Origin of the sequence: Hallerella succinigenes (assembly GCF_002797675.1) — a bacterium.
GTDB classification, from domain to species: domain Bacteria; phylum Fibrobacterota; class Fibrobacteria; order Fibrobacterales; family Fibrobacteraceae; genus Hallerella; species Hallerella succinigenes.
In genome coordinates this window covers 1,187,800-1,213,799 of record NZ_PGEX01000001.1, presented here as the reverse complement: position 1 = coordinate 1,213,799, position 26,000 = coordinate 1,187,800, and the positions used below count along the sequence as shown (strand labels likewise).

General features: G+C 50.5%; 23 protein-coding genes, 1 tRNA gene and 1 riboswitch. Of the genes, 17 read left to right on the top strand and 7 right to left on the bottom strand.

What is annotated here, in order from left to right; genetic code table 11:
• Positions 1 to 44: 44 nt before the first annotated feature.
• From BGX16_RS05410 to BGX16_RS05395, 4 genes are read left to right on the top strand one after another with little or no spacing between them, the layout of a single operon-like run.
• Entirely contained in the window at positions 45 to 1,325 is a 1,281-nt protein-coding gene (locus tag BGX16_RS05410) for a hypothetical protein (RefSeq protein WP_100425132.1), read from the top strand.
• Between the two features lie 14 nt (positions 1,326 to 1,339).
• Positions 1,340 to 2,473 carry a dTDP-4-amino-4,6-dideoxygalactose transaminase gene (rffA, locus tag BGX16_RS05405; RefSeq protein ID WP_100425131.1) on the top strand — a complete coding sequence of 378 codons (1,134 nt, stop codon included), beginning with the start codon at positions 1,340 to 1,342 and terminating at the stop codon, positions 2,471 to 2,473.
• Between the two features lie 11 nt (positions 2,474 to 2,484).
• Positions 2,485 to 3,699, top strand: a complete 1,215-nt coding sequence (locus tag BGX16_RS05400) for an ATP-grasp domain-containing protein (protein WP_100425130.1) — start codon at positions 2,485 to 2,487, stop codon at positions 3,697 to 3,699.
• Positions 3,700 to 3,715: 16 nt separating this feature from the next.
• Positions 3,716 to 4,831, top strand: coding sequence for a Gfo/Idh/MocA family protein (locus BGX16_RS05395; protein ID WP_100425129.1), 1,116 nt, complete (start codon positions 3,716 to 3,718; stop codon positions 4,829 to 4,831).
• Between the two features lie 72 nt (positions 4,832 to 4,903).
• On the opposite strand, the gene BGX16_RS05390 is transcribed toward BGX16_RS05395, so the two are convergent.
• A complete protein-coding gene (locus BGX16_RS05390; RefSeq protein WP_100425128.1) occupies positions 4,904 to 6,082 on the bottom strand; it encodes a hypothetical protein in 1,179 nt (392 codons plus the stop codon).
• A 19-nt stretch (positions 6,083 to 6,101) separates the two neighbouring features.
• Positions 6,102 to 8,135, bottom strand: a complete 2,034-nt coding sequence (locus BGX16_RS05385; protein ID WP_198514865.1) for a TonB-dependent receptor — start codon at positions 8,133 to 8,135, stop codon at positions 6,102 to 6,104.
• A gap of 9 nt (positions 8,136 to 8,144) precedes the next feature.
• Positions 8,145 to 8,350, bottom strand: a riboswitch (cobalamin riboswitch).
• Between the two features lie 31 nt (positions 8,351 to 8,381).
• On the opposite strand from BGX16_RS05385, the gene BGX16_RS05380 reads away from it, so the two are divergent.
• The 6 genes from BGX16_RS05380 to BGX16_RS05355 all read left to right on the top strand — a co-directional run bounded on the left by BGX16_RS05380 (position 8,382) and on the right by BGX16_RS05355 (position 13,352).
• The gene (locus BGX16_RS05380) at positions 8,382 to 9,083 is read left to right on the top strand and encodes a type I 3-dehydroquinate dehydratase (protein ID WP_100425127.1); all 702 of its coding nucleotides are present in this window, start codon (positions 8,382 to 8,384) and stop codon (positions 9,081 to 9,083) included.
• Positions 9,084 to 9,215: 132 nt separating this feature from the next.
• Complete coding sequence (locus tag BGX16_RS05375; protein ID WP_100425126.1) at positions 9,216 to 9,680, top strand: PTS sugar transporter subunit IIA; 465 nt, start codon at positions 9,216 to 9,218, stop codon at positions 9,678 to 9,680.
• Positions 9,681 to 9,746: 66 nt separating this feature from the next.
• Positions 9,747 to 9,821, top strand: a tRNA-Val gene (locus BGX16_RS05370).
• 54 nt (positions 9,822 to 9,875) lie between these two features.
• Positions 9,876 to 10,715, top strand: a complete 840-nt coding sequence (locus BGX16_RS05365; protein ID WP_100425125.1) for a lecithin retinol acyltransferase family protein — start codon at positions 9,876 to 9,878, stop codon at positions 10,713 to 10,715.
• A 70-nt stretch (positions 10,716 to 10,785) separates the two neighbouring features.
• Positions 10,786 to 12,066, top strand: coding sequence for a TolC family protein (locus BGX16_RS05360; RefSeq protein WP_157797885.1), 1,281 nt, complete (start codon positions 10,786 to 10,788; stop codon positions 12,064 to 12,066).
• Positions 12,063 to 13,352 carry an efflux RND transporter periplasmic adaptor subunit gene (locus BGX16_RS05355; RefSeq protein WP_100425123.1) on the top strand — a complete coding sequence of 430 codons (1,290 nt, stop codon included), beginning with the start codon at positions 12,063 to 12,065 and terminating at the stop codon, positions 13,350 to 13,352. Before BGX16_RS05360 ends, BGX16_RS05355 begins: the two co-directional genes overlap by 4 nt.
• Positions 13,353 to 13,391: 39 nt before the next feature.
• On the opposite strand, the gene BGX16_RS05350 is transcribed toward BGX16_RS05355, so the two are convergent.
• Together BGX16_RS05350 and BGX16_RS05345 are read right to left on the bottom strand one after the other, a co-directional pair.
• A complete protein-coding gene (locus BGX16_RS05350; RefSeq protein ID WP_100425122.1) occupies positions 13,392 to 14,147 on the bottom strand; it encodes a tetratricopeptide repeat protein in 756 nt (251 codons plus the stop codon).
• A complete protein-coding gene (locus tag BGX16_RS05345; protein ID WP_241899464.1) occupies positions 14,144 to 16,015 on the bottom strand; it encodes a BatD family protein in 1,872 nt (623 codons plus the stop codon). Before BGX16_RS05345 ends, BGX16_RS05350 begins: the two co-directional genes overlap by 4 nt.
• A gap of 36 nt (positions 16,016 to 16,051) precedes the next feature.
• Here BGX16_RS05345 and BGX16_RS05340 point away from each other — a divergent pair, with 36 nt between their 5' ends.
• Complete coding sequence (locus BGX16_RS05340) at positions 16,052 to 17,431, top strand: ATP-binding cassette domain-containing protein (RefSeq protein ID WP_100425121.1); 1,380 nt, start codon at positions 16,052 to 16,054, stop codon at positions 17,429 to 17,431.
• Here BGX16_RS05340 and crcB read toward each other — a convergent pair.
• A complete protein-coding gene (crcB, locus tag BGX16_RS05335; RefSeq protein ID WP_100425120.1) occupies positions 17,428 to 17,799 on the bottom strand; it encodes a fluoride efflux transporter CrcB in 372 nt (123 codons plus the stop codon). The genes BGX16_RS05340 and crcB overlap by 4 nt on opposite strands.
• 40 nt (positions 17,800 to 17,839) lie before the next feature.
• Between crcB and BGX16_RS05330 the strand changes: the two genes are divergently transcribed.
• From BGX16_RS05330 to BGX16_RS05305, 6 genes are read left to right on the top strand one after another with little or no spacing between them, the layout of a single operon-like run.
• A complete protein-coding gene (locus BGX16_RS05330) occupies positions 17,840 to 18,961 on the top strand; it encodes an Mrp/NBP35 family ATP-binding protein (protein ID WP_100425119.1) in 1,122 nt (373 codons plus the stop codon).
• Positions 18,958 to 19,254 carry a DUF971 domain-containing protein gene (locus tag BGX16_RS05325; protein WP_100425118.1) on the top strand — a complete coding sequence of 99 codons (297 nt, stop codon included), beginning with the start codon at positions 18,958 to 18,960 and terminating at the stop codon, positions 19,252 to 19,254. The genes BGX16_RS05330 and BGX16_RS05325 overlap by 4 nt, the downstream gene beginning before the upstream one ends.
• A gap of 53 nt (positions 19,255 to 19,307) precedes the next feature.
• Positions 19,308 to 20,150, top strand: a complete 843-nt coding sequence (locus BGX16_RS05320; RefSeq protein ID WP_100425117.1) for a sigma-70 family RNA polymerase sigma factor — start codon at positions 19,308 to 19,310, stop codon at positions 20,148 to 20,150.
• A complete protein-coding gene (locus tag BGX16_RS05315) occupies positions 20,150 to 21,859 on the top strand; it encodes a tetratricopeptide repeat protein (RefSeq protein ID WP_100425116.1) in 1,710 nt (569 codons plus the stop codon). Before BGX16_RS05320 ends, BGX16_RS05315 begins: the two co-directional genes overlap by 1 nt.
• Positions 21,860 to 21,910: 51 nt before the next feature.
• Positions 21,911 to 23,803 carry a tetratricopeptide repeat protein gene (locus BGX16_RS05310; protein WP_241899463.1) on the top strand — a complete coding sequence of 631 codons (1,893 nt, stop codon included), beginning with the start codon at positions 21,911 to 21,913 and terminating at the stop codon, positions 23,801 to 23,803.
• Between the two features lie 44 nt (positions 23,804 to 23,847).
• Positions 23,848 to 24,069 carry a hypothetical protein gene (locus BGX16_RS05305; RefSeq protein ID WP_100425114.1) on the top strand — a complete coding sequence of 74 codons (222 nt, stop codon included), beginning with the start codon at positions 23,848 to 23,850 and terminating at the stop codon, positions 24,067 to 24,069.
• Positions 24,070 to 24,078: 9 nt separating this feature from the next.
• Here the strand turns inward: BGX16_RS05305 and prmC are convergent, their stop codons facing one another.
• Both prmC and prfA read right to left on the bottom strand, forming a co-directional pair.
• On the bottom strand, positions 24,079 to 24,933 hold the full coding sequence (gene prmC / locus BGX16_RS05300; RefSeq protein WP_100425113.1) for a peptide chain release factor N(5)-glutamine methyltransferase: 855 nt from the start codon (positions 24,931 to 24,933) through the stop codon (positions 24,079 to 24,081).
• Positions 24,930 to 25,994 (bottom strand): peptide chain release factor 1, encoded by a 1,065-nt coding sequence (gene prfA / locus BGX16_RS05295; protein ID WP_100425112.1) that lies wholly within the window; start codon positions 25,992 to 25,994, stop codon positions 24,930 to 24,932. The genes prmC and prfA overlap by 4 nt, the downstream gene beginning before the upstream one ends.
• Between the last annotated feature and the right edge of the window lie 6 nt (positions 25,995 to 26,000).

Below are 26,000 nucleotides of genomic sequence, written 5' to 3'. Positions count from 1 at the left end.
TCGCTCATGGGTATGAATATAAAAACAAAATTTACATTTAAACCGTGAAGAAGTTACTTTATCCGCTGATTGCAAGTGCGTTGATTACGATTACGCCCTTTTTGATTACCTTCGAAAAGGGGCAAGATATTGTGCGCGGTCTTTTTGGCTTTAGCGAATTCGCGCTACTGTTGCTGTTTGCCTGTGCAAGGGATCGCACGAAAGGTGCGTTGCGTATTGTGCTGCTTGTGGCGATTTCCGCTTTGATTCTTGCGGTCGCCTGGATCGATTTGCAGAATCTGCTTGCGCTCAAGAATTGGAATACGGGAGTTTATGGCGTGATTCCGCTTTTGACGTGTTCGCTTGCCGTGGCGATGATGGCGAAGGTGCCGAGTTTTCCCTTTCCGACAATCAGTTTTATTGTGTTTGTTTCGCTGATTGCGCACCTTGCGGCGTTGAACTGGAATGCATCTCAGCCGCTTGCGCAGTTCCCGGTGGTGGATTACTTGAGCCGTACTGCGCCGAATCCCGTGGAACGTAAAGTTTTGCCGGAGTCTTTTGTGCAAAAGTACAAGGTGGTGGATTCGGTAACGGTCACGCGCCATTATGTGGATACGCTTCGCAGCAACGTGGTGATTCTGGTCGAAAGCTGGGGCGTTCCGATGGAGGAGTCCCGCTTTACGGAAGAACTTCGGATTTTTGATGGGGTTGTACAACAGCTTGGGGTGCATTCGAGAATGTACAGCCGCACGCGTACCGCCGAACGGGAAGACCTGATGCTTGAATTTACGCGCGATTCCGTGACGCATGCGAAGGATACGACTTTTTTACCGCAGGAATTGGCGAAGAAAGGTTTTAAAACAAGTTTCTTTTTTGGCGGCGACAGTGCGGAGCAGTGGCGTTACAAGTACATCTACCGCATTTTTGAAAACGCTTATTTCGGCGGGTTCAATCCGAATGCAAGACCGCTCGCGGTGAATGCACCCAAGCTTGACTTGAGCCTTGCGAAAGAGGCTCTTCCCGATAGCGTGATGGCGACAAAGATCGACAGTGTACTTTCGGATTCTACCGCTTTGGATTCCGCAAAACAGTTTATCGCTTGGACGACACGCGATACCAAATTCCCGTTACAAGGTCTGGGTGGAGCTTATCAAGGCTCTGCGGATGAAAATGATTCCGCGTACACGGTGCGTTTGATGGGAACCCTTCGCCTAATTGCAGACTTGGCGCGTAGGCATCCGGATGTGCGTTTTGTGGTGCAGGGTGATCACGAGCCGATTCTTTCACCGGTCGCTTTCCAAGAACGTTTTTATAAGCGCTGGGTGCCGTTCATTGTATTAAATTGAGGGGAGAGGGTTTTATGAGCATTCGCATTCCTTTTAACAAACCGCCGTTTGTCGGTTCCGAAATTGAGTATGTACGTGCGGCTGTCGAAAGTGGTCGCATTTGTGGCGATGGACAGTTCAATCAAAAGTGCCACAAATGGTTACAGGAACATACGGGAACTTCTAAGGCGCTGCTGACGACGAGCTGTACACATGCGCTTGAAATGGCGGCGTTCCTTTGCGATATTTTACCGGGTGACGAAGTGATTATGCCTTCGTTCACTTTCGTTTCGACGGCGGACGCTTTTGCGATGCGCGGTGCGAAGTGCGTGTTTGTGGACATTCGCCCTGACACGATGAACCTTGACGAAAAAAAGATCGAAGAAGCGATTACGCCAAAGACCAGGGCGATTGTACCTGTGCATTATGCGGGTGTTTCCTGTGAAATGGATACAATCAACGCGATTGCGAAAAAGCACCACCTGTTTGTGGTCGAAGACGCGGCGCAAGGCATGATGGCGACTTACAAAGGCCGCGCTTTGGGAAATCTAGGCGACTTTGGCTGTTACAGCTATCATGAGACCAAGAATTACAGCATGGGCGAAGGCGGAGCGCTTTTGATTCGTGATTCGAAGTTTGCCGACCGTGCGGAAATCATCCGTGAAAAGGGAACGAACCGTGTGCAGTTCCACCGTGGCGAAGTCGATAAGTACACTTGGGTGGAACTCGGTTCGAGCTATTTGCCGAGCGAACTGAATGCGGCGTATTTGTATGCGGAACTGGAACAGGCGAAGCGTATTTTTGATAATCGCATGGCGAGCTGGAATGCGTATTACGAACGTTTGGAACCATTGCAGAAGAAGGGCTTGATTGAACTTCCGAAGATTCCGGAAGAATGTAAGCATAACGCGCATATGTTCTACATTAAGATGCCGGATCTTGAAGGGCGCACGAAGATGATCGCTCATCTGGTGAAACATGAAATCTTGGCGGTATTCCATTACGTGCCGCTGCACAATGCTCCGGCGGGAAAACGTTTTGGAAGATTCTCTGGCGTAGATGCATTTACCACGCGAGAAAGCAACCGCTTGCTACGCCTTCCGATGTTCTACGGCTTAAAATTAGACGATCTCGATTTTGTCTGCGACAAGATTCATGCGTTTTTCTGATAGCATTTTTTATGTGTAAAAAAATACTTCTTTTAGGCGGCAGTCATGCCGAAATTCCCTTAATCCAAGCTGCACACGAATTGGGCTGGTACGTGATTACTACGGGGAACAATCGCGATGGACTAGGTCACGCCTACGCGGATAAAAACGTTTTTGAAGATTTCTCCGATCACGAAAAGATGCTCGCCCTTGCGAAAGCCGAAGGCGTTGATCGAGTCTGCTCCGGCTGCAACGATTTCGCTTTGCTGAGCACCGCTTATGTTTGCGAAAAATTAGGCTTGCCCGGTCATGATTCTTACGAGACCAGCCTCGAAATTCACCACAAAGACAGGTACCGCGCCCTCGCTACGCGATTAAACATTCCGACGCCGAAAGCGCTCTCGGTTCACAATGCAAAAGAATTTGAAATCGCGCTTCAAACGCTCACTTTTCCTGTCATCGTAAAACCGGTGGATCTCACGGGCGGTAAAGGCGTTCACCGAGCCGACAATGCGGAAGAAGCCCGTGCCGCATACGCAAACGCTTTGAGCCGCACCCGGAAAGACTATGTCGTTGTCGAGGAATTTGTCGTCGGCACGAACCACGGGTTTTCCGCTTACTTGCAAAATCAAAAAATCACATTCTACTTTGCGGACAATGAACAGTATTTTTTGAACAAGTATATGGTGAGCGGTGCAAATACCCCGACGACCACAAGTGTGCACGGACAAAAGCTTCTTTGCGAATACAGCGAGCGCATTGCGAAAGAGCTAAAGCTGGTCAATGGAATTTTGCACATCCAGTATATTGAAAAATCGGATGGAACGCCGGTGATCATCGAAATTTGCCGCCGTCCGCCGGGAGATTTGTACATCAAATTCGTGCAGTATGCGACGGGAGTCGATTACCCGAAAATGCTTATTCAGGCGGAAACAGGAGAAGCTTGCACGGAATCTTTGCCGTCTCTCGGAACGCCGCCCAAACCGTTTTTACGTCACTGCATTATGGCGGCGCAAAAAGGTACGGTTCAAGATGTGACCTTTGCTCCTGAACTTCAAAAGAATATTGTTGAAAAATTCCTGTGGTACAAAAAAGGCGAGCCGATCACTGACCCGCTTTATTACAAGGCAGGAATCGTCTTTATGAAGTTCACTTCTCCCGAAGAAATGCAGACCCTGACGGAGAAAATGACGGACTTGGTGAAAGTCCAAACGGAAATGAATTGCTCGTTGAGAATTACGATTTGAATGTATATTAGTTTTTATGTTCAAGATTGCTTTTATCGGTGGTGGAATTAACTCTGCAATTGGCGAAGTGCATCGCGCGGCGAGTCAGATGGATGGCTTTTTTAAGCTGGTCGCCGGCGCATTCAGCACGCATGATGCGGTGAATCGTGCAACGGCAGAGACTTGGGGCGTTTCTTTGGAGCGTACCTATGCGGATTATAAAGATCTTTTAGCGAAGGAAAAGGGAAAGCTCGACGCGGTCGTGATCCTTACTCCGACGGATTTTCATAAAGACATTATTGTCGATGCTTTGCGCGCAGGTTTTCACGTTGTCAGTGAAAAATCCTTGGCGACGAGCGTTCAAGAGGGCGAAGAAATTGCAAAGGTGATTGCAGAAACCAAAGGCTTCTTTTGCACCACGTACAATTATACAGGTTACCCGATGGTCCGCGAACTCAAGCAGTTCATTGAAGACGGTAAGCTGGGTAAAATTCAGCAGGTGCAAGTCGAAATGCCGCAGGAAGGCTTTATGCGTTTGGGCGTTCAAGGCGAACCTCCTAAACCGCAGGCGTGGCGTTTAAAGGATACGGTCATTCCGAAAATTTCTCTGGATCTTGGCAGTCATTTGCACAATATGGTTTACTTTTTAACGGGTGAACGTCCGGAGCGCATTGTGGCTGATCAATCGACTTTTGGGCTTTTCCCGCAGATCGTGGATAACGTCGGAGCGCTTGCCAAGTACACGAATGGTGTTCGCGCCCAGATTTGGTTCAGCAAAACAGCTCTTGGAAACCGCAACGGTTTGCGCATCCGCGTTTACGGCAGCGAAGGCAGTGCGGAATGGTTCCAGCTCGAACCGGAAACGCTCAAAACCTGTGACTTGCGCGGTCATGTGAGCTTGTGCGATCGCACGGGTGAAGTGAAAATTGCAAACCAGCCACGTTACAACCGCTTTAAGGCGGGGCATCCGGCCGGGTTCATCGAAGCCTTTGCAAACTATTACGAAGACATTGCGGATTGCCTTTCGCAGTTCCAAAAAACGGGAACCTTTAAAAGCAAATATGTTTGCGGAATCAAGACGTCTCTCGAAGGTCTTGCAATGATGCAGGCCGCAGCAAAGTCGGCGCAAACAGACAAGTGGGAAAACGTTTAATCCTGTAAATTCAAAAAAGAAAGTCGAACCCGAAGGCTCGACTTACTTTTACAGGCGCAGCATTTTATCAAATTACCAGTTGGCGACTGCAATGCTGTAAGACGGGAAAACGCCTTCCGGTTCCACGACCTTGGTGAAATCGGTGCCGTTGTAAGCATACAGAGCGGCAGCGCCATAAGCATGGTCGCCCACATAGAGCTTGCCGCTCACAGCGTCGAACACAAAGCCGCCTTCGGCATCCGCAATTTCCGTAGACTTGGCTGTGCTCTTCTTTGCGAGATCGACTGCGGCAATCGGAGCGTTACCATAGGAGTTGTAGATATTGACATATGCGATGTTGTGGATGGTGTCAAGAGCCAGTTTAGTCGAGCCGGCGCCAAGGTCTTTGCCGGTCATCACGAATTCGCTCGTCTTCTTTTTAAGATCGACGATTTCGATGCCACGGGTTTCATCGCCCGGCAGTTTGTAATCGGCATCGTAAGCGCCCTGAGTCAAAACAACGAGCTTGCCATTGTGCGTCTTCATGCTGGCCGGGTTATAACCCTTCAAGCAGATGGTATCCTGGAGTTCACCGCTTTCAGCGTCATAAAGAGCGAGAAGAGCCGGTTTGTTCGGAACATAGTTGTTCAAACGTCCGAACAAAACAGCGAGCTTGCCATCGACGACCTTAATGGATACGCCGCTAGCGGTGGTTGCGCCTTCTGCAGCAAAGGCAGAAACGTCAATGGAGTCCAAAATAGCGAGAGAAGTCGCGTTCACCTTGAGAATCGTAGAACGACCGTTCAAAACGATCCAGCCGGTTTCAGCATCGGTAAAGGCGATTTCATACGGATAAGCGGAATTGCCAATGCTTGCCTGCTTGACGATCGCACCAGAGCCTTCCGAAAGCTTGCTTGCGTCGATCAAGGTCACATGGCTCGGGGAGAGTGCATAAACGTACTTGCCGTTTGCAAAAAGGAAAGCGTCGCTACCGAGATCAATGCTGGCGTCTTCGAACGAGTTATCGTTTACGTTGCCATAGGTGAGCATGCTACTCGTGTAATCGGTTGAAAAGTGAACGACGACACTGTTGCCGTAAGAAACAGTTTCTTCCGAGCTGGAGCTTTCTTGGGAGCTGCTGGATTCTTCGACGCTGCTCGAACTTTCGTCGTCGTATTCTGCAGAAGAGCTGGAGCTTCCGCAACCGATGAGGGCAAAGGAGGCTGCGCTCGCAGCAAGAATTGTCAGAATTTTTTCCTTTGTGATGTGCATTGTTTTCTCCTATAGGGTGTTAAAAATCTTGAATGATGGTCGCCTTGTATTCTCGCCCGGGCTTCGGGTAAGAATCATAAATGTTTTGATGGTCTTCATCGGTGATGTTGTTTACCGCAAATGTGAAACGCGTTTTGGTTTTGAACGTTTTGGAAACGCTCGCATGCAAAAGGGTTTCGCTGTCGACGCTTTCCTTGTTCGCGCGGTCGCAATAGGTTTTACTGCGGTAATGCAGTTCGCCGGTCAAATCGATTTGGAACGGCAAGTGCCAAGTGCAAATCAAATGTTCGCTGAAAACAGGTTCGTTTGGCAGATACTTATCGTTGTAATACTTGGCGCTGGAAAGGTCTCGTGGATTTTGCACGGTTCCCTTGAAACTCAAATCCAAGAATCGGAATGTCCGATTGCTCCATTCAAATTCGACGCCACGGGTGAGAGCTTTGTCCATATTCAAAGGCTTGACAAGGCTTCCGCTTGTGACCCAGGTAATGCCGTCTTTGGAACGCGTTTCAAAGTACAGAACCTGCAACGTATTCTTAAAACGGTTTTCTGCAAAACGGAATCCTACTTCCCAGTTCAAACCGGTTTCCGCTTTCAAATTCGGATTCGAAAGAACGTTTTGGTATACGCCGTAAAGCTCAAGCATCTGCGGCGCCCTAAAGTAACGGGCGACAGAGGCAAAACCTTGCACCGGCCATTCTTCTTTTCCGAAAAGGGCCGCAGTTCTTGCCGCCCAATACAAATGCTTTTTTTTCGCACTCGGAAGCGTGTCACGGTTCACCGCGTTAAAAAGAACGCCCCGAGACCTGTGAATGTAATCGCCGCGTCCCGAAAGATTCAGGTCAAAAGTCAAAAGGCTGTTCGGAGAAATTCCGAATTCCGCTGCAAGGTCGCCCTGCGCCTTTTCCAAGTGCCAGTCGTACCGTGAAGCGATCTGATTGTTGTCGCGGTTTTCCACGCGTTCAAAATCGCCTGTTAAATGCAAACCGCCGTGAATCTTGTACGGACAGTGGAACGGTTCAAAGAACAGTCGCAGTTCCGGACGTGCCGTGTACGAGATTGCACCGTATTCCATGTAACCGTTATAAGTGTAACCCAGACGGTCCAACGGAAAATACGAATGCGAAACGGCCTTTTCGACTTTGCCCGCAGCCCCTGCTTCCAATCGCCAGGCGTCCGTGTACGGGGATTCCCATAGGTACTTCGCCTGCAACAGGGAATTTTCAAAACCGGCGACGTAAGTCTGGTTGTTTTCCTTGCCTGGATTTCCGCCCCATTCGTTTGAATGCGTGACGATCCAGCTCGAAAAGGAATGTCCGCTGTGCATGTAGCGCAAAGAATGCGTGCCGGAGAACTGGGAATAGTCGGCGTTTTGACGGGTGCGAACCGTATCGTCTTCCGTGTTGTACTTGGTGTCATTGCGGTCCAAATATTCGTAGTCGTTATCGCTGTGGCGGAACCCTGCTTGGCTCGAAAGTTTTAAGCGGTCGCTCAATTTGTGCGTGAGCGCATACGAAAGTTCGTAGCTGTTGTGACTGCCGTAGCTTGCAAGCAAACGGTTACGGTTCGAAGCTTCGGGCTTGGATACAAAGTTGATAACACCGCCGATCGCGTTACCGCCGAATTTGGCTGGCGCATAATTCTTGTATATCTCGACGCGTTCAAATTGGTTCAGGTCCATGCCGCCGAGCGAAACCGCTCCGCCACCCGCATCTTGCACAGGAATCCCGTCGATGCAGATGAGGACTGTCTTTGCGGAAGCGCCGCGTACGGAGACCGTTTCAAAGCTTCCCATGCCGCCGAGCTTTTGCAGCTGAATGCCCGCTTCTTTCGAAAGGAGTTCCCCCGCAGAAAGGCTCTTGCCTTCCCACGCCTTGGAATCAATCGTGATAAAGTCCGGGCTTTCGGTGAAGGGAGCTTCTTTTAAGCCGCTTAAAATTTCAGATGTGCCGAGATTTTGAACGCTCGCACTATCGGCAGCAAAAACACTTGGAATGCCAAGCGTCGCCGAAATCAGCGCACACGCAAAAAAACGCGCATGAGGTGCGTTCATGGATGTCTCTCGCATCTGTTCGTTTCCACAGTTCTTCTGGCTCGGGGATCGTTCTACGCCGGCTCCTTCACATGCATTTCTGCACATTGGTTCTTTGCCGGTTTCGTCCTCCCATACAGCGGCGGGACCGTTCCCGATTCTCACGGGATTCTCTCGAAGGCTTTGCAATTTGCATTGCCTCGGCTTTTCAGGGCATGGAAATCGTTTGTTTGTACGCAAAGATAGCTCTTTTTCTATCTTCTGTCTATGCAACTCTTTGCTGGCATTATCGACCCTGAAACGCTGCTTGCGAAATCCGCCGCGCTTTGCACGGCGCTCGAAATTCGCTATGATCTTTTTTTGGAACGCGGAGCTTCGCTTGAAGATTTGACCGCTCTTTCGAAGCGTGTTCGAAACCTTTACCCCAAAGCTTTCCAGATAGGCACGATCCGCCTCAAGCGCGACGGGGGAATGTTCTCGGATGCGCACGCCCAAGACCGCGACCGCTACTTGAACGCGATCCTTTCGAACGTCGACCGTCCGAACGTGGTGGACATCGAAGTCGAAGAGCTCGAAACCTTGCTTCCCAAGGTGCGGCCGGTTCTTAGATCGACCGGGACAAAGTTTCTTGTTTCGCATCATGATTTCTTGAAGGTGCCGTCCGTTTCGGAATTAGAGGCTTGGATTGAACAGGCAAAGGCCGCCGGCGCAAACGGTTACAAGACCGCCTGCATGAGTACCGCCGCCGGCGATTTTGATGAAATTTATCCGCTGATCGAGCAGGAGTCGAAGAACTTTGAACTGTTCTCGCTCTTTGCCATGGGAGCCTCTGGACAGGAGTCCCGAGTGAAAAGTTTGCTTTTTGGGGCAAACATCACCTACTGTTCCATCGGTAAAGCGGTCGCTCCGGGGCAACTTTCGGTCGAAGATGCCCTGAATCAGTACAAAAAACTTGCAAAAAATCGCTAAAATTTGCAAAAAATAGCCAAATTTATTCAAAAAAGCCAAAGTTTCAAGGAAAAGTGCTTTTTCGCTCACAAATACACCCAAGTGGCTTTTTTTTACTAAACTTTTTAGAGATAAAGAGGAAACAAAAGAATTATGCGTCTTTCTGAACGATGTGCTGACAACAGCGTGATCATCAATGCCAAGGGTTCGACCAAGGAAGAAATCCTGAACGAACTCGTGGATACGCTTTGCGCTTCTTACAAGCTCGAACATCGCGACGAAATCTTTGATGCTGTCTGGAAACGTGAACAGACTCGCTCTACAGGTATCGGTTGTGGATTGGCGGTGCCGCATGCGAAGATTGACTATGTGGATCGTATGTGCATGGTGGCTGCTACGGTGGAAGAGGGCATCGATTTTGATGCAATGGACAATGAACCGGTCCATTTGCTCATTTTGATCGTGAGCCCGGGCAATACGGTCGGTCCGCATCTCAAGGCTTTGTCCTCGGTGAGCCGTATCCTTGCCAACGCCGAAGTCCGCAAGGACTTGATTGATTCCAAGAATCAGGTCGATTTCCTTGATATCTTGGGCAAGGCCGAAGACAAGTATCTGTAAAAATCAATCTAAAAGAGATTAGAGCCTTGACGCAAAGTCAAGGCTTTTATATTTTTGCGGTGCTTTGGACGATTAGCTCAGTTGGTTTAGAGCGCTGCTTTCACACGGCAGAGGTCACTGGTTCAAATCCAGTATCGTCCACTTTAAGAGATCCGATGTTCGCACCGGGTCTCTTTTTTCTTATATATTGAATATATGAGCCATACGATAGACGAATCCAAGATTCCTGAACCGCCAGTCGGTTCGCACTTGCTTTCCCCACGGACGGGGTTTAACCATCACGGCATTTACATTGGAAATGGCCGAGTCGTCCACTATTCGGGAATGGCCCGCACGCTCACGCACAAGGACATTGTGCGTCTTCCGGGCCTTATCCGCTACGGTTGCATTGTCAAGACTTCGATCAAGCGTTTTTGCGACGGTCACGGTTTTCGCGTGATTGAACATCCGCATGCCAAGTTTACGGGTGAAGCGGTGGTGGAGCGTGCCAAAAAACGCCTGTATGAACGCTCCTATTATTTATACAGCAATAACTGCGAGCATTTTGTGAACTGGTGCATTGACGATACGTTCAAGAGCCCTGCTGTTACACGTATTTTGATCGGCTTTGCAACGCTCGGATTTTTGATTCACGCGCTCGGCATTTCCAAGCTGACTCGTAAAATGCCGATGTGGGCGCGCGTTCTTTTGAGCGGAGCTTCGGCTTCGATCGGTTCGTTTATCATTGCGCACTTTACGCTCGACGCTTTGCAGCCTGCTGAAGGGATTCGCGGTCGAGAACGCCGCAACCGTTACTTTGGCCGTGTCGGTACGCGCTGCGGTCTCGCGCTGGCTCCGCTTTTTGCCATTTTGGGTATTCGCAAGGATTCCAAACTTTCGGAAAGCCTTTTCCCGTTTTTCCTTCCTGTATTTGGAGGCTTGAGCACTTATGCCGCCTTCCGCTTAAAGGATACGTTAGAACGCGATCAGCTTCGCAAGGTTCGCCGTCGAAAGGAGGAGTTGGAAGCGATGAAGTCGGTGGAAGACGCCGAGTGATTTTTTTTTCGCATTGTATGCAACGATTTTTTTTTATAAGCATCGTAGTATTGTGAACTTACGATACGAGATGCTTTTTTTGTGCGCCGTTTGGGTGGGTGCAGCCTTTGCGGAGCGAACGCTTTCTTTGGAAGATTGCGTAAAGCTTGCCCGTGAACAGAGCCTTGACATGGAAACGGCGAGACTTTCGGAACGGGCTTCCGAGGCTTCTTTGAAATCGTCGGAGGCATCGGGGCGTCCAACGGTTTCTGCGTATGTAAGGAATACGCTTTACGATACGCCTTTCGATGGACAGTCGCAGGACCATTACCGTTTTAGCCTGGGACTTTCCGGATCGTACACAATCTGGGATGGCGGTTCCACGAGCATTAACGTGGAAAGCAAACAGCTTTCGCTTGAAGCGAGCAAGTACAGTACGGAACTCGCCGCGTTGAATGTGCAAGAAAGCGCGATGAATGCTTTTGTGAACCTGCTCGCTGCGAAGGAAGATCTGGAAACCGCAGACTCCGCGCTTGCGCTTTCGGATTCTTTGGTGAGTTATAACGAACGTTTGTTCGATGCGGGTTCCATTACACGGAGCGATCTTACGCTGGTGAAGAGCGACGCCGCGAGTGCAAAGGTCAAGCAGATTTCGGCGGCGCAGGCGGAACGTGCGGCAAAGACGAATCTCCGTCAGGTGCTTGAAATTTCCCGTTTGGATTCGTTAAGGATTGTCGCGCCCGAGGTGAATTACGAGAAGCCTTCGGACATGGGTGAACTTCCGACTTTTGACGAAGTGCTTTCGGAAACGAAGGCGCATTATCCGGGATTTATTTCGGATAGCTTAAAGGTGCAGGCTGCCGCAAAAGACGTGGAACTTGCGGGCAAGAACAGTTCAATTTCGGTGACGCTCGGGGCGGAAGCTTCGACGGGATTCCAAGCCTGGGAATCGGACCGCTATGCGCGCCAGATGAAAAACGGTTATACGCATAGCTTGACGCTCGGCATTAACATTCCGATTATAGACGGTGGAACGACGACGGCGAAGGTGCTTTTGGCGCAAGTGGAAAGTGAACGGGCAAAGGTTTCCCAACGTGAAACGGGAAAAACCTTGGAAAATAATCTGGAAAAACTTTATATGCAGGCGGAAAGCGCCGACGCGAGCTGGCTTGCCGCAATCGCCGGGCTTGAAAGTGCAACGGAAGCTTACCATGTGGCTGTGGAACAGCGAGCTGCCGGCACGATTTCTTCGACGGATTTCTTGCAACAGAAGAACAATTTGCAAAGTGCGAAAAATACACTGACCCAGGCGAAGTACACGAGCATTCTCGCTCGGAATCTGCTCGACCTTTACATGGGGAGGTTCCAATGAAAAAGCTTTTGAAGGTTTTGATCGTCCTCGTGATTTTGGGCGCGATCTTTTTTACCGTTCACAAATTCTTCTTTGCCACCGAAGCGGAAAGCGCCGGGGTGATGATGAGCGAAAAGGTAAAGCTTGCCACGATCCAAACGACGATTACTTCGACGGGTACGATTTCGCCGATGGATACGGTGAGCGTCGGTACGCAGGTTTCGGGCGACATCAGCAAGATCTATGTGGACTTTAATTCCAATGTAAAAAAAGGCCAGGTGATTGCGGAACTGGATCGTTCCAAGTTGCAGTCGACGCTGTACCAGGCGCAGATAGCGGAATCCAGTGCAAAGAACGATTACGAGCACAAACTTTCTGTGTACAATCGCACGAAAAAGCTTGCCGAGTCGAACAGTGCAAGCGCTGTGGATTTGGAAAATGCAGAATATGAAATGAACTCGGCAAAGTTCTCATGGGAAGCTCGCAAGAGCGAAGTGCAGCAGGCAAAGCTGAATTTGAGTTACTGCATCATTAAAAGCCCGATCGACGGCGTTGTGCTTGAACGTTCTGTGGATGTGGGGCAAACGGTCGCCGCTTCGATGAGCGCGCCGACTCTTTTTGTGCTTGCAAAAGATCTTTCCAAGATGCGTGTGATGGCGGACGTCGATGAAGCGGACATTGGGCAGGTGAAGGCTGGTCAGAAGGTGACCTTTACCGTGGACGCCTTTCAAGATGAAACGTTCAGCGGCAAAGTGGAATCGGTCCGTTTGAATCCGACGGTGACTTCGAACGTGGTGACTTATACGGTGGTGATTTCGGCAGACAATTCGGATTTGAAACTGCTCCCGGGCATGACGGCAACTTGCACGATTGTGACGGAAGAAGTGGAAAACGCTTTAAGCGTTCCGGTGGCCGCGATCCAGTTTACACCGGCCGCGGGAACTCCGATGATGGATATGCGTAAAATGCCGCGTCCGGAAAAACCCAAAAGAAAAGCTTCCGACGGTGACGACTTTGGACCTCCGCCGGGAATGCAGGGCGGCCCGATGGGCGGTGGCGTTTCCAAAAAGCGTTCTTCTTCGACCCAGAAATTAGTCGGGAAAGGCGTTTGGATTAATATGAACGGCAAGGCCGCATTCCGTCCGGTGAAAACAGGCTTAAATGATGGCGTCAATGTGCAGATACTCGCGGGTCTTGCAGAAGGCGATTCTGTGGTGGTACGTCAGGAATCGGCTGCTGTCGTTTTTCAAAGTTCGGACGGAACCGTGAGTCCGTTTATGCCGGGACCGCGCAAAAAGAAGAAGTGATGCGGGGCATCACTTCTTAAATCGAAATCGTTAACGGTTTTACTTCACAATGCCGACTTCGCTAATCTTGGCGAATCCGTTTATTTTTTCGCCGAGTCGAACGTGGACCCATCCGTCTTTCACGCTTAGCACTTCGATTTCGGTGCCTTCGGAAAGCATGTTCAAGGTTTGATCCTTATCGCTCGGGCCGCTGGTGATGTCGGCGGTTTCCGCAATCACGACTCCCAAGGAATATGTATTTTCTTTGTAAACCTTGTAGCCGACGCTGCAGGCTAAAATGCCAAGAATCAAGGCGATGGGGAAGATGCTTGCGGCGAGGGCTGTCTTGACCTTTGGATTTGCAGAAAGCACACGTACAATGCAAAGGAAGAAGATGACCCAGACGAGAATCAGGATGCCGATGAACTGTTGCTTTTCGGAAAGGACGTGGTGCGCTTCAAAGGCGAAGTTCAGAATCGGATTTTCCATGTCTTCGGATTCTTCGACTTTATCCTTCGTCATGCTGCGGGCGAATTTGAGATTGTATTCGTAATCGTCATTCGTCGGATCAAAACGAAGCGCCTTTTCATAGTTCAAAATGGCGAGCCCCAGGCGATTTTCGCGGAAATAAGCATTGCCTAAATTATAATAGAGGTCACCGTTCTGATAGCCGTTGTCGACGCAGTTCTGCCAAGCTTCCGCCGCCGAGGTAAAGTCGCCTGCCTTGTATGCGGCGGCGCCTGTAAAGAGCGTTTTGCAACTTTCGGCAAAAAGGGAAGACGTCAAAAGGGAAAAAATCAAAAGTAGCTTTTTCATTTTAAAACCTCCAGTGCGTCGCAGAGAGTTTCAAATTCGAGGAGCGCCTTGGAACGTTCTTCTGCGGATGCGGTGACCGGGGCGAATCTTGCGAAGGCGCAATCTTCTTGCCACTTCATAACCTTTTGAATGTTTTCTTCGCTCACGCCGAGCTCGGTCAAATTCAGCTTCACCAGGTCTTTGGTCATACCGCGGAATTCACGGTTCGAAAGATCCGAAAGGTAACCGACAAGACCATTTTCAAGGGCGGCGTAGAAGGCTTTGCCGTCATCCTTTTGCAATGCTGTTTTCGCTGCGGACGTGTACTGCTTTAAATTCTTCTTCGCCTTTGCCTTGCGTACAAGAGCCGTGTTGCTTGAATTTTTTCGGTGCGAACGGATGAAGGCGCAGAAGATTGCATACAACGGAATTGGAATCAACAGAAGAATCCAGAAGAGCGGCGACTTGTACAGCGGAGCTTCTTGCGGGGGAACTTCGTGGACGGAGTGCATGTAGCGAATGTCGCGGCCCAGGTCTTCGATTTCTTCCTTGGCGGCTGGCGTGTATGTCGGCGTGCTCGGGATGTATGGGGCCGCAGAACCTTCGCCCTTTTCGACGACAATTTTCCACGGGCCTTCGGTTTTGGTTTCGTACTTCTTTTTAGCGGGGTTGAACCAGTTGTAAGAAATCGCAGGAATTTCGAATTCCCCCTTCTTTTTCGGGTAAAGGAAAATGCGAATGTTCTTGGTGGTGATGACTTTTCCGCCGGTGACTTTCTTTTTGATGTCGTTTTCCGGGGGAACAGAGCGGAAGTCCGAGAAGTCGGGGAGCTTCGGGTCGGTAATCGTTCCCGGTTTGCCGTCGCCTGAAATTTGAATGGAGAGCGTGAGCGCGTCGCCGAGGGTCAAAGAATCCTTGTCGAAAGAAGCTTTGAAATTGTAATTGCCGACCATGCCGGTGAAGTCTTTGGGCTTGTTCTGCGCCGGTAGCGGAAGAACCGTAATCTTCAGCGGGGCGGTTTTGGCTTCGGCTTCTTCCGGTTCCTGCTGGATGCTGGAGAAACTGACGGAAACGCCTATTTTATTGGATTTTTTTTCTACGACTTTTGGTTTGCCGATTTTTTTGTATTTGAACTGGAAGGGAGGAATTGAAACTTGACCCGTTTTAAGAGGAGAAATCCAGGCGAATTTATCGCTGCTAGAAGCTTCTCTTGGATTGTCTTCTAATGGCATCAACTTAACATTGGAAAGGTCTGCGCGATGGGCGATGAAGTCACTGCCGAGATCCATGTTGGTTGCCATCAGTTCGCCTTGGAAATGTTCATAGGTATGAATATTTAAGGTGACGGAAAGCTGTTCGCCTTCATAGACAGTCTTTTTGTTTGGAGTGAGCGAAACATCGACGGCTGGATCATCGTAGGATTTGCGGACATTCATTGTCAAATGGAAAATATCGTATTCTGCGTTATTGATTTTCCACGAAAGGACGCCGGCTGCTTTGCGCCCTGCTTTTTTGGGAGCGATAAGCTTAAATTCGTATTGAGTTGCGGAAGCCGTACCTCTGCGGGTTCCGACTTTGACAACAGAGGAGTCTATGGATTTGAGGACAAATCCATTTTGGACAGAAAATTGGGGTGGCGCTTGGACGGATTCGATCTGATTTTGAAGGACGATGAATTGGAACGAAAATTCTTCGCCGGTCTCCACGGGATTTTTATTGACTTGTACATCCCAAGGACCTCTTGTCTGCATTTGGCCTGGACTGGATTGCTGACCGCCCATCATCGCGGCCATTCTTTGTTGCATTTCGTCAAACATTGCCCAGGGATCGGTTGCCTGAGCATGAATGGAAACAGCACCTAACAGAACTAAAAAGAAAAAGCGTTTCATAACGCTTAAAAGATACAAAAAAGCTATCTTAGAGCCATGTCGTATAAAACGTTGGAATCGCTCTTTGAGAAATATTCAAGAATTCAGATGATCGGCCCGGTGGGCAGTGGAAAATCCCGTTTGCTTCGAGAGTTTGCAGAAAATCATCCGAATGTCGCTTTGTCTTCCACTGAACTCCAGCGACGGATTCAGCGCGCTTTGGCTCCGTTTTGGCAGAAACGTTTTATTAGCTTGCGAGATGAAGATGCCCCGCGCGTGCGCGATTTGCTTTTGAAACCGAAATTCTTTTTGCACACGGAGCATTACGTCGAAGATAATCCGTTCCCGCCGACGAATCCGGGAAAGCTCGACGAGGCGCTCGCCATGGCGAATCTGCCGGAATCGGTGCTTAAAGTCAAGCTTTTGAGCCTTTCGAACGGGGAACTGCGCCGCATTTTGCTCGCTCGCCTTTGGATGGAATCTCCGGACTATATTCTTTTGGACGATCCGTACGGCGGTCTCGATCCGGAATATCGGAACCATCTTGCCCGTGGTATTTTGAAAATGGCCGAAAAAGAGGTCCAGCTCGCTGTGAGCCTGCAACGTAAAGAAGAGCTTCTGCCCCTGATTCCCGCTTTTGTTTATGAGAACGGGGAATTCCGTGAATTCGAAGGGAAACTTCCCGAAGCGCTCCCGCCCGAAGAAAAAAAGCCTTTCCTCACGCATTACGAAACCCAGGTTTTGCATGCCCAGGAAAATGTCGGAGAAACTCTCTTCGACTTGCAACAGGTGAATGTGCATTACGGTTCCACAAAGATTATTAACAATCTGACGTGGCAAGTGAAAAAGGGTGAACACTGGGTGGTCATGGGCCCGAACGGTGCTGGAAAAAGTACGCTGCTTGCACTCCTTTCCGCAGACCATCCGCAGATTTATTCAAATGACATAACGCTTTTTGGAAAGAAGCCGGGCCATGGCTTGAACGTTTGGGAACACAAGGCCCAAATCGGATTCTTCTCTCCGGAACTTGCGACGCAGTACCGTGAAAAGTTGAACTTGGAAGAAGTCCTTTGCACGGGCTTTACGACGGGTCTCGGACTTTTCGTGCCTCCTTCTTGGGAAGAAAGAGCAAAGGCGATTAGCTGGCTTAAGGAATTTGGCTTTGCCGATGTTTTTCGACCGTTCCAGGACCTTTCTGCAACGGAACGACGCTTGATTCTGATTGCCCGCGCCGCGATTCGCCCGCCCAAGGTTTTGATTCTTGACGAACCGACTCAGGGCATGGACGTGGGATTCCGCGAAAAGCTTTTTGACCTTTTGCAGTTCCTTTCCAAAGAAACGACCATCATTTTCGTAACGCATTACGAAGAAGAATGGCCACCTTGCATGACGCATATTCTGCGCATGCCTAAATTCTCTATGGAAAACGCTCTTTAAAAAAGACGTGTCACCATATTGCCAACGTACACCGCGATGATGCCGATAAAAACACTCAGCGCTGCGTACAGGGCAAATTGCAAAATGCATCCCGACTTGATAAAGTTCAGGCCTTCATTTGCAAACGTGGAAAAGGTGGTAAATCCGCCGCAGAATCCGACGGTCAACAGCAGACGCGCATTCGGACTCAAAATGGGGTCCGAAAGACCGTAAAAAAGTCCGATCAAAAAGGAACCCAAAATGTTGACGGCAAAGGTGCCGAACGGAAAAAATCCCGGCGCGTAGGCATTCAAAAAACGGCTGCATAAAAAGCGGCAGATTCCGCCGAAGAAACTGCCGACGCCAACGCAAAGAATCGAAGGAATCATGTAAAAAATTTAGTATCTTTAAAGATTACAAGAGGTGCCTGTGATAACTGAAGAACAAATACTTCGAGCTTTGTCGAGTGTTCAAGATCCCGATTTGCATAAAAATATCGTGGAACTGGGCTTTGTGAAGAACATTCAAATTTCTCCCGAAGGTGACGTTTCGTTGGATTTGGTGCTGACCACTCCAGCGTGCCCAATCCGTGACCGTTTTAAAAATCAGTGCGAAAGCATTTTGATGCACTTGGGAGCCCGCTCAGCGGTGGTGAATTTGAAGGCAAAGAATGGGAGTGTGGAAAGCTCGCCGGCTCCGAATTTTGACAATGAACTTTTGAAGGGCGTGAAGCGTATCGTCGGCGTGGCGAGCGGTAAGGGTGGCGTCGGTAAATCGACAGTCACAGCGAACCTCGCCATGGCTTTGAGCCTTGCGGGCGCCCGTGTGGGCGTTCTGGATGCAGATATTTATGGCCCGTCGATGAACATCATGTTCGGTGTGGACTCCGCTCCAGAAGTTTTCCCCGATAAGACGCTTGCCCCGGTTGAAGTCAAGGGCGGTATTTCTCTTGTTTCGATGGCGATGTTTGCGGAGTCGGACAAGGCGACAATCTGGCGCGGTCCGATGGCGAGCCAGATGATCCAGAATTTTGTGCACCGCGTGCGCTGGGGCGAGCTCGATTACTTGCTAATCGACTTTCCTCCGGGAACAGGCGATATTCAGCTAACGCTGACCCAGCAGTGTCCGCTCACTTGTGCGGTCGTAGTGACGACTCCGCAGGAAGTGGCGCTTGCGGACTGCCGCAAGGGCCTTGCGATGTTTGACAGTGTCGGAGTGCCGTCGGTCGGTATCATTGAAAACATGAGCTACTTCATTTGCGATGGCTGCGGTAAGCGTCACAGTATTTTCCGTTCGGGCGGCGGTGAACGTATTTCCAAGGCTCTCGGAGTACCGATGCTTGGCAAGGTTCCGCTTGAACCATCCGTTGCCGACTGCGGGGACCTTGGAATGCCGGCGGTCCTCCGTTATCCGAACAGCGAAAGCGGTAGGGCATTTGCCGATATCGCCGAAAAAACAATCTGTGCGATTGCCCAATTGGAACATTCCGGCAACGTTTTGCACAATTTCAACTTCCGCTTTGACGAAATTCCTTTGGAGGAAGCCTCATGATTCAGCCTTTGAAAGTCTTTCGCACAAAGAACAATGAGCTCGGATTTGACTGGGACGATGGGACGCGGTCGGTCTTTAAGCTGCGAGATCTTCGTCTCGCTTGCCCTTGTGCGCTTTGTGTAGATGAAAATACGGGGGAGCACCTGCTCGACCCGAAAACCGTGCCGGAAGATATCTTGATCGAGAGTATCCAGTCGATTGGACGCTATGCGGTCGGCATCCTCTGGAGCGATGGTCATCGCACGGGCATATACCCCTATGATCTCTTAAAGCGTTTGACGGATAAGGCATAAAAAGCCATATTTTGGAAGGAAAGTAAAATAAACTTGGCGTAGGTTGTCTCTGTATGAGTGATTTTAATGAATCGTTGTATTTTCGTGACTTAAATCGATATCCGACTCTGAAGCCGGAGGAAGAGACTGCGCTTATCTCGATCATCAAGAATGGGGAAACGGAAGACATCCGTCAGTCTGCATTGCAGCATTTAATCCGTGGTAACTTGCGCTTTGTGGTCAGTGTTGCCCGTAAGTATCAGGGCCGCGGCCTTTCTCTCTTGGATTTGATCAATGAAGGTAACTTGGGTCTTTTCAAGGCCGCCAAGCGCTTTGACAGCTCCAAAGACGTGAAGTTTATCAGCTATGCGGTCTGGTGGATTCGCCAGTCGATCCAGAAGGCCCTCTTTGAACAGGTCGGCGCAGTCCGCATTCCGCCGAACAAGCTCACCTTGGTGAACCGCTTCAAGCGCGCTCTTGTGCAGAACGGCGGCGACTACGAACGCACCATGGCGATGCCGGAATTCGCAGATTCCGAACAGGACATCGTGGAAGTGATGGAAAAAATCGTGGACATTTCCCTCGACGCTCCGATCAACGACGATGGTGCATCGGGAGATTCCGTGAGTTCCCTCATGGATGTCCTCGGAACGGAAGGCAACCAGGAAGACGAGATGGAAAAGAAGGAGCGCAAGGCTCTGATCGAAGAAACTCTCAAGTCCCTGCCGCACCGCGAAGAGGAAATTCTCCGCATGTTCTACGGTCTCGATGCCGTGGAAGATACGACTTTGAAGGATATAGGTGAAGACCTCAAGCTCAGCCGCGAACGTGTGCGTCAGATCAAGAACAAGACTCTCCGCAAGTTGCAGAAGAACAAAGAGAAGCGCGAACGCCTGAGCGATTTCTTGGAAAACTAATGGCCATTTCCAAAGCGAAGGCGCGTCGAGCCGCCGTCTTTTTTCTCACGCTCCTCGGAGGAGCGTTTATCGCTTTATTCGCTTATAACCTCTATTTAAAAATCGGTCCTCGCCACCTGGAAGTCCCGAATGTTCCGTTCGGGCTGCCCGGCGGAACGCAGCTTGCCGTGGGCGACATGCCCGATACTTTGGCAGGTCTTGAATTGATGCCGCTTTCGACGCAGCAGGAACTGCGCCGTGCCGCGGAACTCCAGAAGAATGGAATGTTTAACGATGCGGCGGAAGTATACGAAGCAATCGCTTTGCAGTACCCCGAAGCTTTCCTTGCGCAGTGGGGCGTTGTCAATTCTCTGCTCGCTCAGGATTCCCTGCTCCCGATTTGGCAGTCCCAGCTCGATCGGATGCAAAAGGCTTTGCGCGGGCGCTATCCGGAGTCCTCGGTCGCCTTTTTGATGGATGCCCGTGCCGCAGAAAAAGCGGGCAGCGCTTCGACCGCTTTGGAACTTGCCCGCGTGGCGACGGAAAAGGCGCCGGTCTTTGCCGATGCGCGCCTTTTTTACGCGGACCTGCTGTACAAGGCGGGCCGTTATGCGGAAAGTGCGATTGAAGCCCGTGCCGCAATCAGCCTTTCGCACGGGAACGAACCGAAGGCGTTCGCTCGCCTAGCTGAAATCTATCACGATGAGGGGGGTCTTGACAGTTGCGGACTTGTGGTGGAATACGCTCTTTCCAAATTCCCGGTGAACGCGGAACTGCTTTGCTTGCAGGGTTACTTGCAAGAATACAAGGGACGCTTTGAAAACGCAGAAGGAACTTACCGCCGCGTTCTCGCCATCCGTCCGGGCTTTAAGCTCGCTACGGAAGCGCTCCTTTCCTTGGGCCAAAAGGCTCCTCCGGGAGTGGGCGGCGGAGCGCGCCTTTCTCCGCGCGATCGTGCGCAGGTCGCATACGAAATCCTCGAACCGCTTGTGAATCAGTATCCGGAAAATTTGCCGCTCCGTGAAGCGCTTGGACGCTCTTATTTAAAGGGTCGTGATTTTGACCGAGCCAAGTCGCAGTTCCTAGAAATTCAATCCCGAGATCCGGAGTATCCGGAAATTTCCCGCCGCATTCAAGAAGCTTCCTCCGCGCCTCCGGTCCGCGAAACCAAAAAGAATCTTCTTGCCGATGACTTGAGCCGTGCTATCGACAGCATGAGAACGCTCCCGACGACGGAACATTCTTTTGAATCGGCTCTGGGACATTACCTTGTGCGCTATGGTGCAACGCAGAAGGAATTCTTCCGCAAGTATTCTGCGGCGAACTTTCGCAAGCTCGACAAGAACACGTGGCAGGAATCCTTTTATGAAGCTCCGTATTTTCACAGGTACACAGTCCTCTTCGACAAGGACGGACGTTTTTACGGTGTACATGTAGTCGTCACCGATTCGAACGTGGTGATGAACAAGACGGCGACGAATACGCCGGAAATTTACACGAACCTGCTGCAGTTGAATTCGAGGCTTTCGGGCGTCGGCTCGGAAACGGGCGAAACGGACTGTGACGGCAAGGTGCTTGCCGGAGCGACTTGGGAAACGCGCGACAACTTTGAAATGCTCGCCCGTTTTGCAGGAAAACCGGCAGAAGTCCGTATGATTCGCTTGAATCGCGACGCAATCCCGGAAGGGACGCGCCTTTGCGATTACATGAAATACCTTTTGATGTATTGATATTTGTAATTTGTAATTATGTTGCGCTCACGAACCTTTATTTTTGCCCTGATGTCTTTCGCTATCGCGATGATGCTTGAAGGCTGTACGTGCTGCGCTTATTTGAATCATATTTTTAATGCCGACCGCAATTACGAAGAAGCGGTGGAACTGGAACAGGCAAAAGCGGATTCGCTTCCGGGCGATTCGGATTTTGTGGCGACCGGTGAAGCAGCAAAGAAGTACGACAAAGTCATCGAAAAAGGTTCCCGTGTGCTGGAACGTTTCCCGGACAACGACCGGCAAACAGCCCGTGCGGTTTTTCTCATTGGAGAAGCTTTCCGTCACAAGGGGGAATGGAGCAAGGCCGTTACCAAGTACGATGAATTCGAACGTTACTTCCCCGATCACGATTCCATGCCGAAGGTGGAGTACGAACGTGCCTACTGCCTTTATAAAAATGGCGAATACGACATTAGCCGTTTTGCGTTGCAGTCGATTTTGGACGCAGGCGATTCGCATCCGTTCTACCATGATGGATTGAACTTGCTTTCGCTCCTAGAAGAAAAGGGTGATTTTACCGAACAGGCGATTGCCGCTCTCGAAAAGATGCTCGCCGATACGAACGGAACGCCTTATATGCGCGGGCGTGCGCACATGCGACTCGCTTCGCTCTACTTTAAAACGGAAAACTATTCGAAGGCGCGCGAACATTACAAGGCAAAAGAAATTGTGGAACTGCCGATGAACGATCAGTATTCCGCAGCCCTGCATGCCGCAGAATGCCTTGCGCTGACCGAAGCCTATGCGCCAGCCGCCGAAGAATATCTGGTGATGATCAAAAATAAAGAGTTCGAAAAGCATTTGCCCGATATGCAGGTGCGCCGCGCGGAACTCTTGCTTTTGGCGTCGAACTGGACGGACGGAGAAAAACTTTTGCACTATGTGACCGATGAATATGAAAAAACGGAATACGCTTCCCGTGGATTCTTTGACCTCGGCGAATTTTACCAGACCGAAAAGCGCGACTACGAACAGGCTTTGGCCTATTACGATTCGAGCTTTATGGCAAAGCCTGTTTCGAATTGGGGCAGAAACGCTCGGGAACGTCGCGATGCGTTAAAGCGTTTGCTCGCCCTCCGCGCCCAGGATTCTCTTGCCGATACGACTGCGCATGCGAAAAAGAAGTTCTTTGATACGGAATTCCAGATTGCAGAGCTCTTCCTCTTTAAGCTCTCGGAAATGGATAGCTCCCTGGTGCGTTTGGACCGCATTATTGAAGGCTCGGAAGATACCGCGATCGTCATGCGCGCCACTTATGCCCGAGCTTTTATCTACGATGAATTCAAACAGGATGAAGAAAAAGCGGAAGAACTTTACAAGGAAATCATCGCCAAGTATCCGAAGACGGATTACGCAAAACAGGCGCAGATAAACTTGGGCGTTCGCGTTACTGTGAAGACTCCGGAAGACGACGCGCACGAGCTGTTCTTGATCGCAGAAAGCTTGCTTGTGGCCGCAAAAGAAGTCCCGCTTGACCAAATGGATTCCGTGGACTCCGCTTACGCCCGCGCCTTGACCGCTTACGATACGGTTTATCAGGCTTATCCGGAAACGCAGGCTGGAATTCAAGCCTTGTACATGAAGGCGATTATCTGGGAAATGACCCCGGAAACAAAGGACAGCGCAGCATTCGCCTTTAAGAAGCTTCGCAATGAACATCGTGATACGCCGTGGGGCCGCGACGCAGAAAATCGCTTGCAGACCCGCGCTTCGATTACCGATGAATCCTTGGCCCGCTTGCGCAAACGTGTGGACCAGAATACAGCTTACGTCGAAAAGCTTTCGAAGCAATACTACGAAGGTCTCGCCGAGGCTGAAAACAAAAAGAAAGGTCCGGACATTCAAGTCGAAGAAAACGAAGAACTCGAAAACTCTTATAACAGCATGTACGATTTTGAGTAAGTTTTTGACATAAATTGTCAAAAAAGGAATCTATAATTGTGTACATGAAAACTGCACAAAAGAACACTTGTTTTAATAATCGCCTTGTAGCCGCATTTTCCCGTTATACGCCTAGCGGCTTTGAATCGTTTCGCCATCGCATTGCCGACCAGCTTGCGCTGCAAGGTTACGAGCTTTCGGAAGAGGATGATGAAACTCTTCTGAGCTATTACCGTCACGGTGAAAACGAAACATACGTCCTCGCCGCGTTCGGTTACGAGAATTGAGAAAAGGAATTAAATGGCTTTGTATTCCACAAAGCGAAGCTTATCGTAAAAGTCCGGCAGAACGCCGACCCATTTGAGCCATGGATAGTTCCCGGATTCCTTTTCGAGAATCTTGTCTTCGTCGGCTTCCGGGCCGATTTCCATCAGGATGATTCCGCCCGGATTCAAATGGTCTTTGGACTGTTCCAAAAGCTTGCGGACGAGAGTTAAACCGTCTGGGCCGCCGAACAGTGCGAACGACGGATCGTAGTCGCGGACTTCCGGCTGGAGCTTTTCTTTTTCGGCATCGGGAATGTACGGCGGGTTGCTGACGATTGCGTCGAACTTTTCGCCTTCCGGGAGAGCGTTCAAAAGATCGCCTTGGAAAAATTCCACGTTGGCTACGTTTGCAGTCGCATTTTCCTTGGCAAGTTCCAGCGCGTCTTTGGAAATGTCGGTAGCGACAACGCTTGCGCCTTTGATTTCCTTGGCGGCGGCAATGGCGATGGCGCCTGTGCCTGTGCCGATGTCGGCAATGCGGTACCTGTCTTTACCGGTCAAACGTTCCTTTAAGAAGTCGATCAGCGATTCCGTTTCGGGACGCGGAATAAGCGCTCTGCGGTCGCAGTGAATTTCATTTCCGCGGAAGCTTGTGCTGCCTACAATGTGCTGGAGCGGTTCACGCTTTGCACGGCGGGCGACGAGTGGACGCAGAACTTCGAGTTCGCTTTCGGAAAGCGGTTTGTCGAAGTTCAGGTAAAGCTCCATGCGCTTCATCTTTAAGCCGTGCGCAAGGATGTACTGCGCATCGAGACGCGGGTTGGGCACGCCCTTGTGCTGAAAGAACGTTGTCGTCTTGTTTAATATTTCAAGGACGGTGTTCATGCGAGCTTTCCAAGAACTTCCTGGGCGTGAGCCATCTGCAGGGCGTCGACAAGTTCCTGAATGTCTCCCGTCATCACGTTGTCGAGCTTATAAAGGGTGAGGTTCACACGGTGATCGGTCACACGGTTCTGAGGGAAATTGTACGTGCGGATTTTAGCGGAACGGTCGCCGGTACCGACGAGAGCCTTACGGCTTGCGGCTTCGGCCTGTTCTTTTTTGGCAATGACCGCATCCAAGATTTTGGAACGGAGCATTTCCATAGCGTGCAAACGGTTCTGCAACTGCGAACGTTCCGTTTGGCAGCTCACCACGACGCCTGTCGGAATGTGGGTGAGTCGAACGGCGGAGTCGGTTTTGTTGATGTACTGACCGCCAGCGCCCGAAGAACGGTACGTGTCCATGTGGATGTCGGCTTCGCGGATTTCCACATCGACTTCTTCTGCTTCCGGGAGAATGGCGACGGTTGCCGCGGACGTATGAACGCGGCCCTGCGTTTCGGTATCCGGAACGCGCTGCACGCGGTGCACGCCGCTTTCAAACTTGAGCGTGCCGTAGACGCTGTCCCCTTCGATAAAGACTCGGATTTCCTTGTATCCGCCGACGGTTCCTTCAGAAGCATCTTGTACGGTCATCTTCCATCCCATCCGATCGCAGTAACCGCGGTACATGCGGAAGAGGTCTCCTGCAAACAGGGCGGATTCGTCGCCGCCGGTACCTGCGCGAATTTCGAGAGTCGCATTGCGGAAGTCCCAAGGTTCTTTCGGGACCATCAAAATCTGAAGCTCGTTTTCAAGCTCTTCGATTCGCTTTTCAATCGGCGGAATTTCTTCCTTGGCGGCTTCGGAAAGTTCCGGGTCGTTTCCGGCAAGGACCTGCTTCCATTCCTGCAGATCGCTCGAAAGCTGGACGAATTCCTTCGCCTTGAGGCAGCTCTTTTCGAGACCTTTGTACTGCTTCTGGAGCTTGGTGTATTTAGCTTGATCGGCAATCACGTCCGGAGAGGCGAGTTCCGATTCGAGTTCTTCGTATTTTTCGATGACTTTTTGTGCGGCGTCTAACATTGCCCC

Bases quoted from the DNA above. Each gene is read 5' to 3' on its own strand.
- rffA (WP_100425131.1), top strand. From the start codon at position 1,340: ATGAGCATTCGCATTCCTTTTAACAAACCGCCGTTTGTCGGTTCCGAA.
- BGX16_RS05400 (WP_100425130.1), top strand. From the start codon at position 2,485: ATGTGTAAAAAAATACTTCTTTTAGGCGGCAGTCATGCCGAAATTCCC.
- BGX16_RS05395 (WP_100425129.1), top strand. From the start codon at position 3,716: ATGTTCAAGATTGCTTTTATCGGTGGTGGAATTAACTCTGCAATTGGC.
- BGX16_RS05390 (WP_100425128.1), bottom strand. From the start codon at position 6,082: ATGCACATCACAAAGGAAAAAATTCTGACAATTCTTGCTGCGAGCGCA.
- BGX16_RS05385 (WP_198514865.1), bottom strand. From the start codon at position 8,135: ATGAACGCACCTCATGCGCGTTTTTTTGCGTGTGCGCTGATTTCGGCG.
- BGX16_RS05380 (WP_100425127.1), top strand. From the start codon at position 8,382: ATGCAACTCTTTGCTGGCATTATCGACCCTGAAACGCTGCTTGCGAAA.
- BGX16_RS05375 (WP_100425126.1), top strand. From the start codon at position 9,216: ATGCGTCTTTCTGAACGATGTGCTGACAACAGCGTGATCATCAATGCC.
- BGX16_RS05365 (WP_100425125.1), top strand. From the start codon at position 9,876: ATGAGCCATACGATAGACGAATCCAAGATTCCTGAACCGCCAGTCGGT.
- BGX16_RS05360 (WP_157797885.1), top strand. From the start codon at position 10,786: ATGCTTTTTTTGTGCGCCGTTTGGGTGGGTGCAGCCTTTGCGGAGCGA.
- BGX16_RS05355 (WP_100425123.1), top strand. From the start codon at position 12,063: ATGAAAAAGCTTTTGAAGGTTTTGATCGTCCTCGTGATTTTGGGCGCG.
- BGX16_RS05350 (WP_100425122.1), bottom strand. From the start codon at position 14,147: ATGAAAAAGCTACTTTTGATTTTTTCCCTTTTGACGTCTTCCCTTTTT.
- BGX16_RS05345 (WP_241899464.1), bottom strand. From the start codon at position 16,015: ATGAAACGCTTTTTCTTTTTAGTTCTGTTAGGTGCTGTTTCCATTCAT.
- BGX16_RS05340 (WP_100425121.1), top strand. From the start codon at position 16,052: ATGTCGTATAAAACGTTGGAATCGCTCTTTGAGAAATATTCAAGAATT.
- crcB (WP_100425120.1), bottom strand. From the start codon at position 17,799: ATGATTCCTTCGATTCTTTGCGTTGGCGTCGGCAGTTTCTTCGGCGGA.
- BGX16_RS05325 (WP_100425118.1), top strand. From the start codon at position 18,958: ATGATTCAGCCTTTGAAAGTCTTTCGCACAAAGAACAATGAGCTCGGA.
- BGX16_RS05320 (WP_100425117.1), top strand. From the start codon at position 19,308: ATGAGTGATTTTAATGAATCGTTGTATTTTCGTGACTTAAATCGATAT.
- BGX16_RS05315 (WP_100425116.1), top strand. From the start codon at position 20,150: ATGGCCATTTCCAAAGCGAAGGCGCGTCGAGCCGCCGTCTTTTTTCTC.
- BGX16_RS05310 (WP_241899463.1), top strand. From the start codon at position 21,911: ATGTCTTTCGCTATCGCGATGATGCTTGAAGGCTGTACGTGCTGCGCT.
- BGX16_RS05305 (WP_100425114.1), top strand. From the start codon at position 23,848: ATGAAAACTGCACAAAAGAACACTTGTTTTAATAATCGCCTTGTAGCC.
- prmC (WP_100425113.1), bottom strand. From the start codon at position 24,933: ATGAACACCGTCCTTGAAATATTAAACAAGACGACAACGTTCTTTCAG.
- prfA (WP_100425112.1), bottom strand. From the start codon at position 25,994: ATGTTAGACGCCGCACAAAAAGTCATCGAAAAATACGAAGAACTCGAA.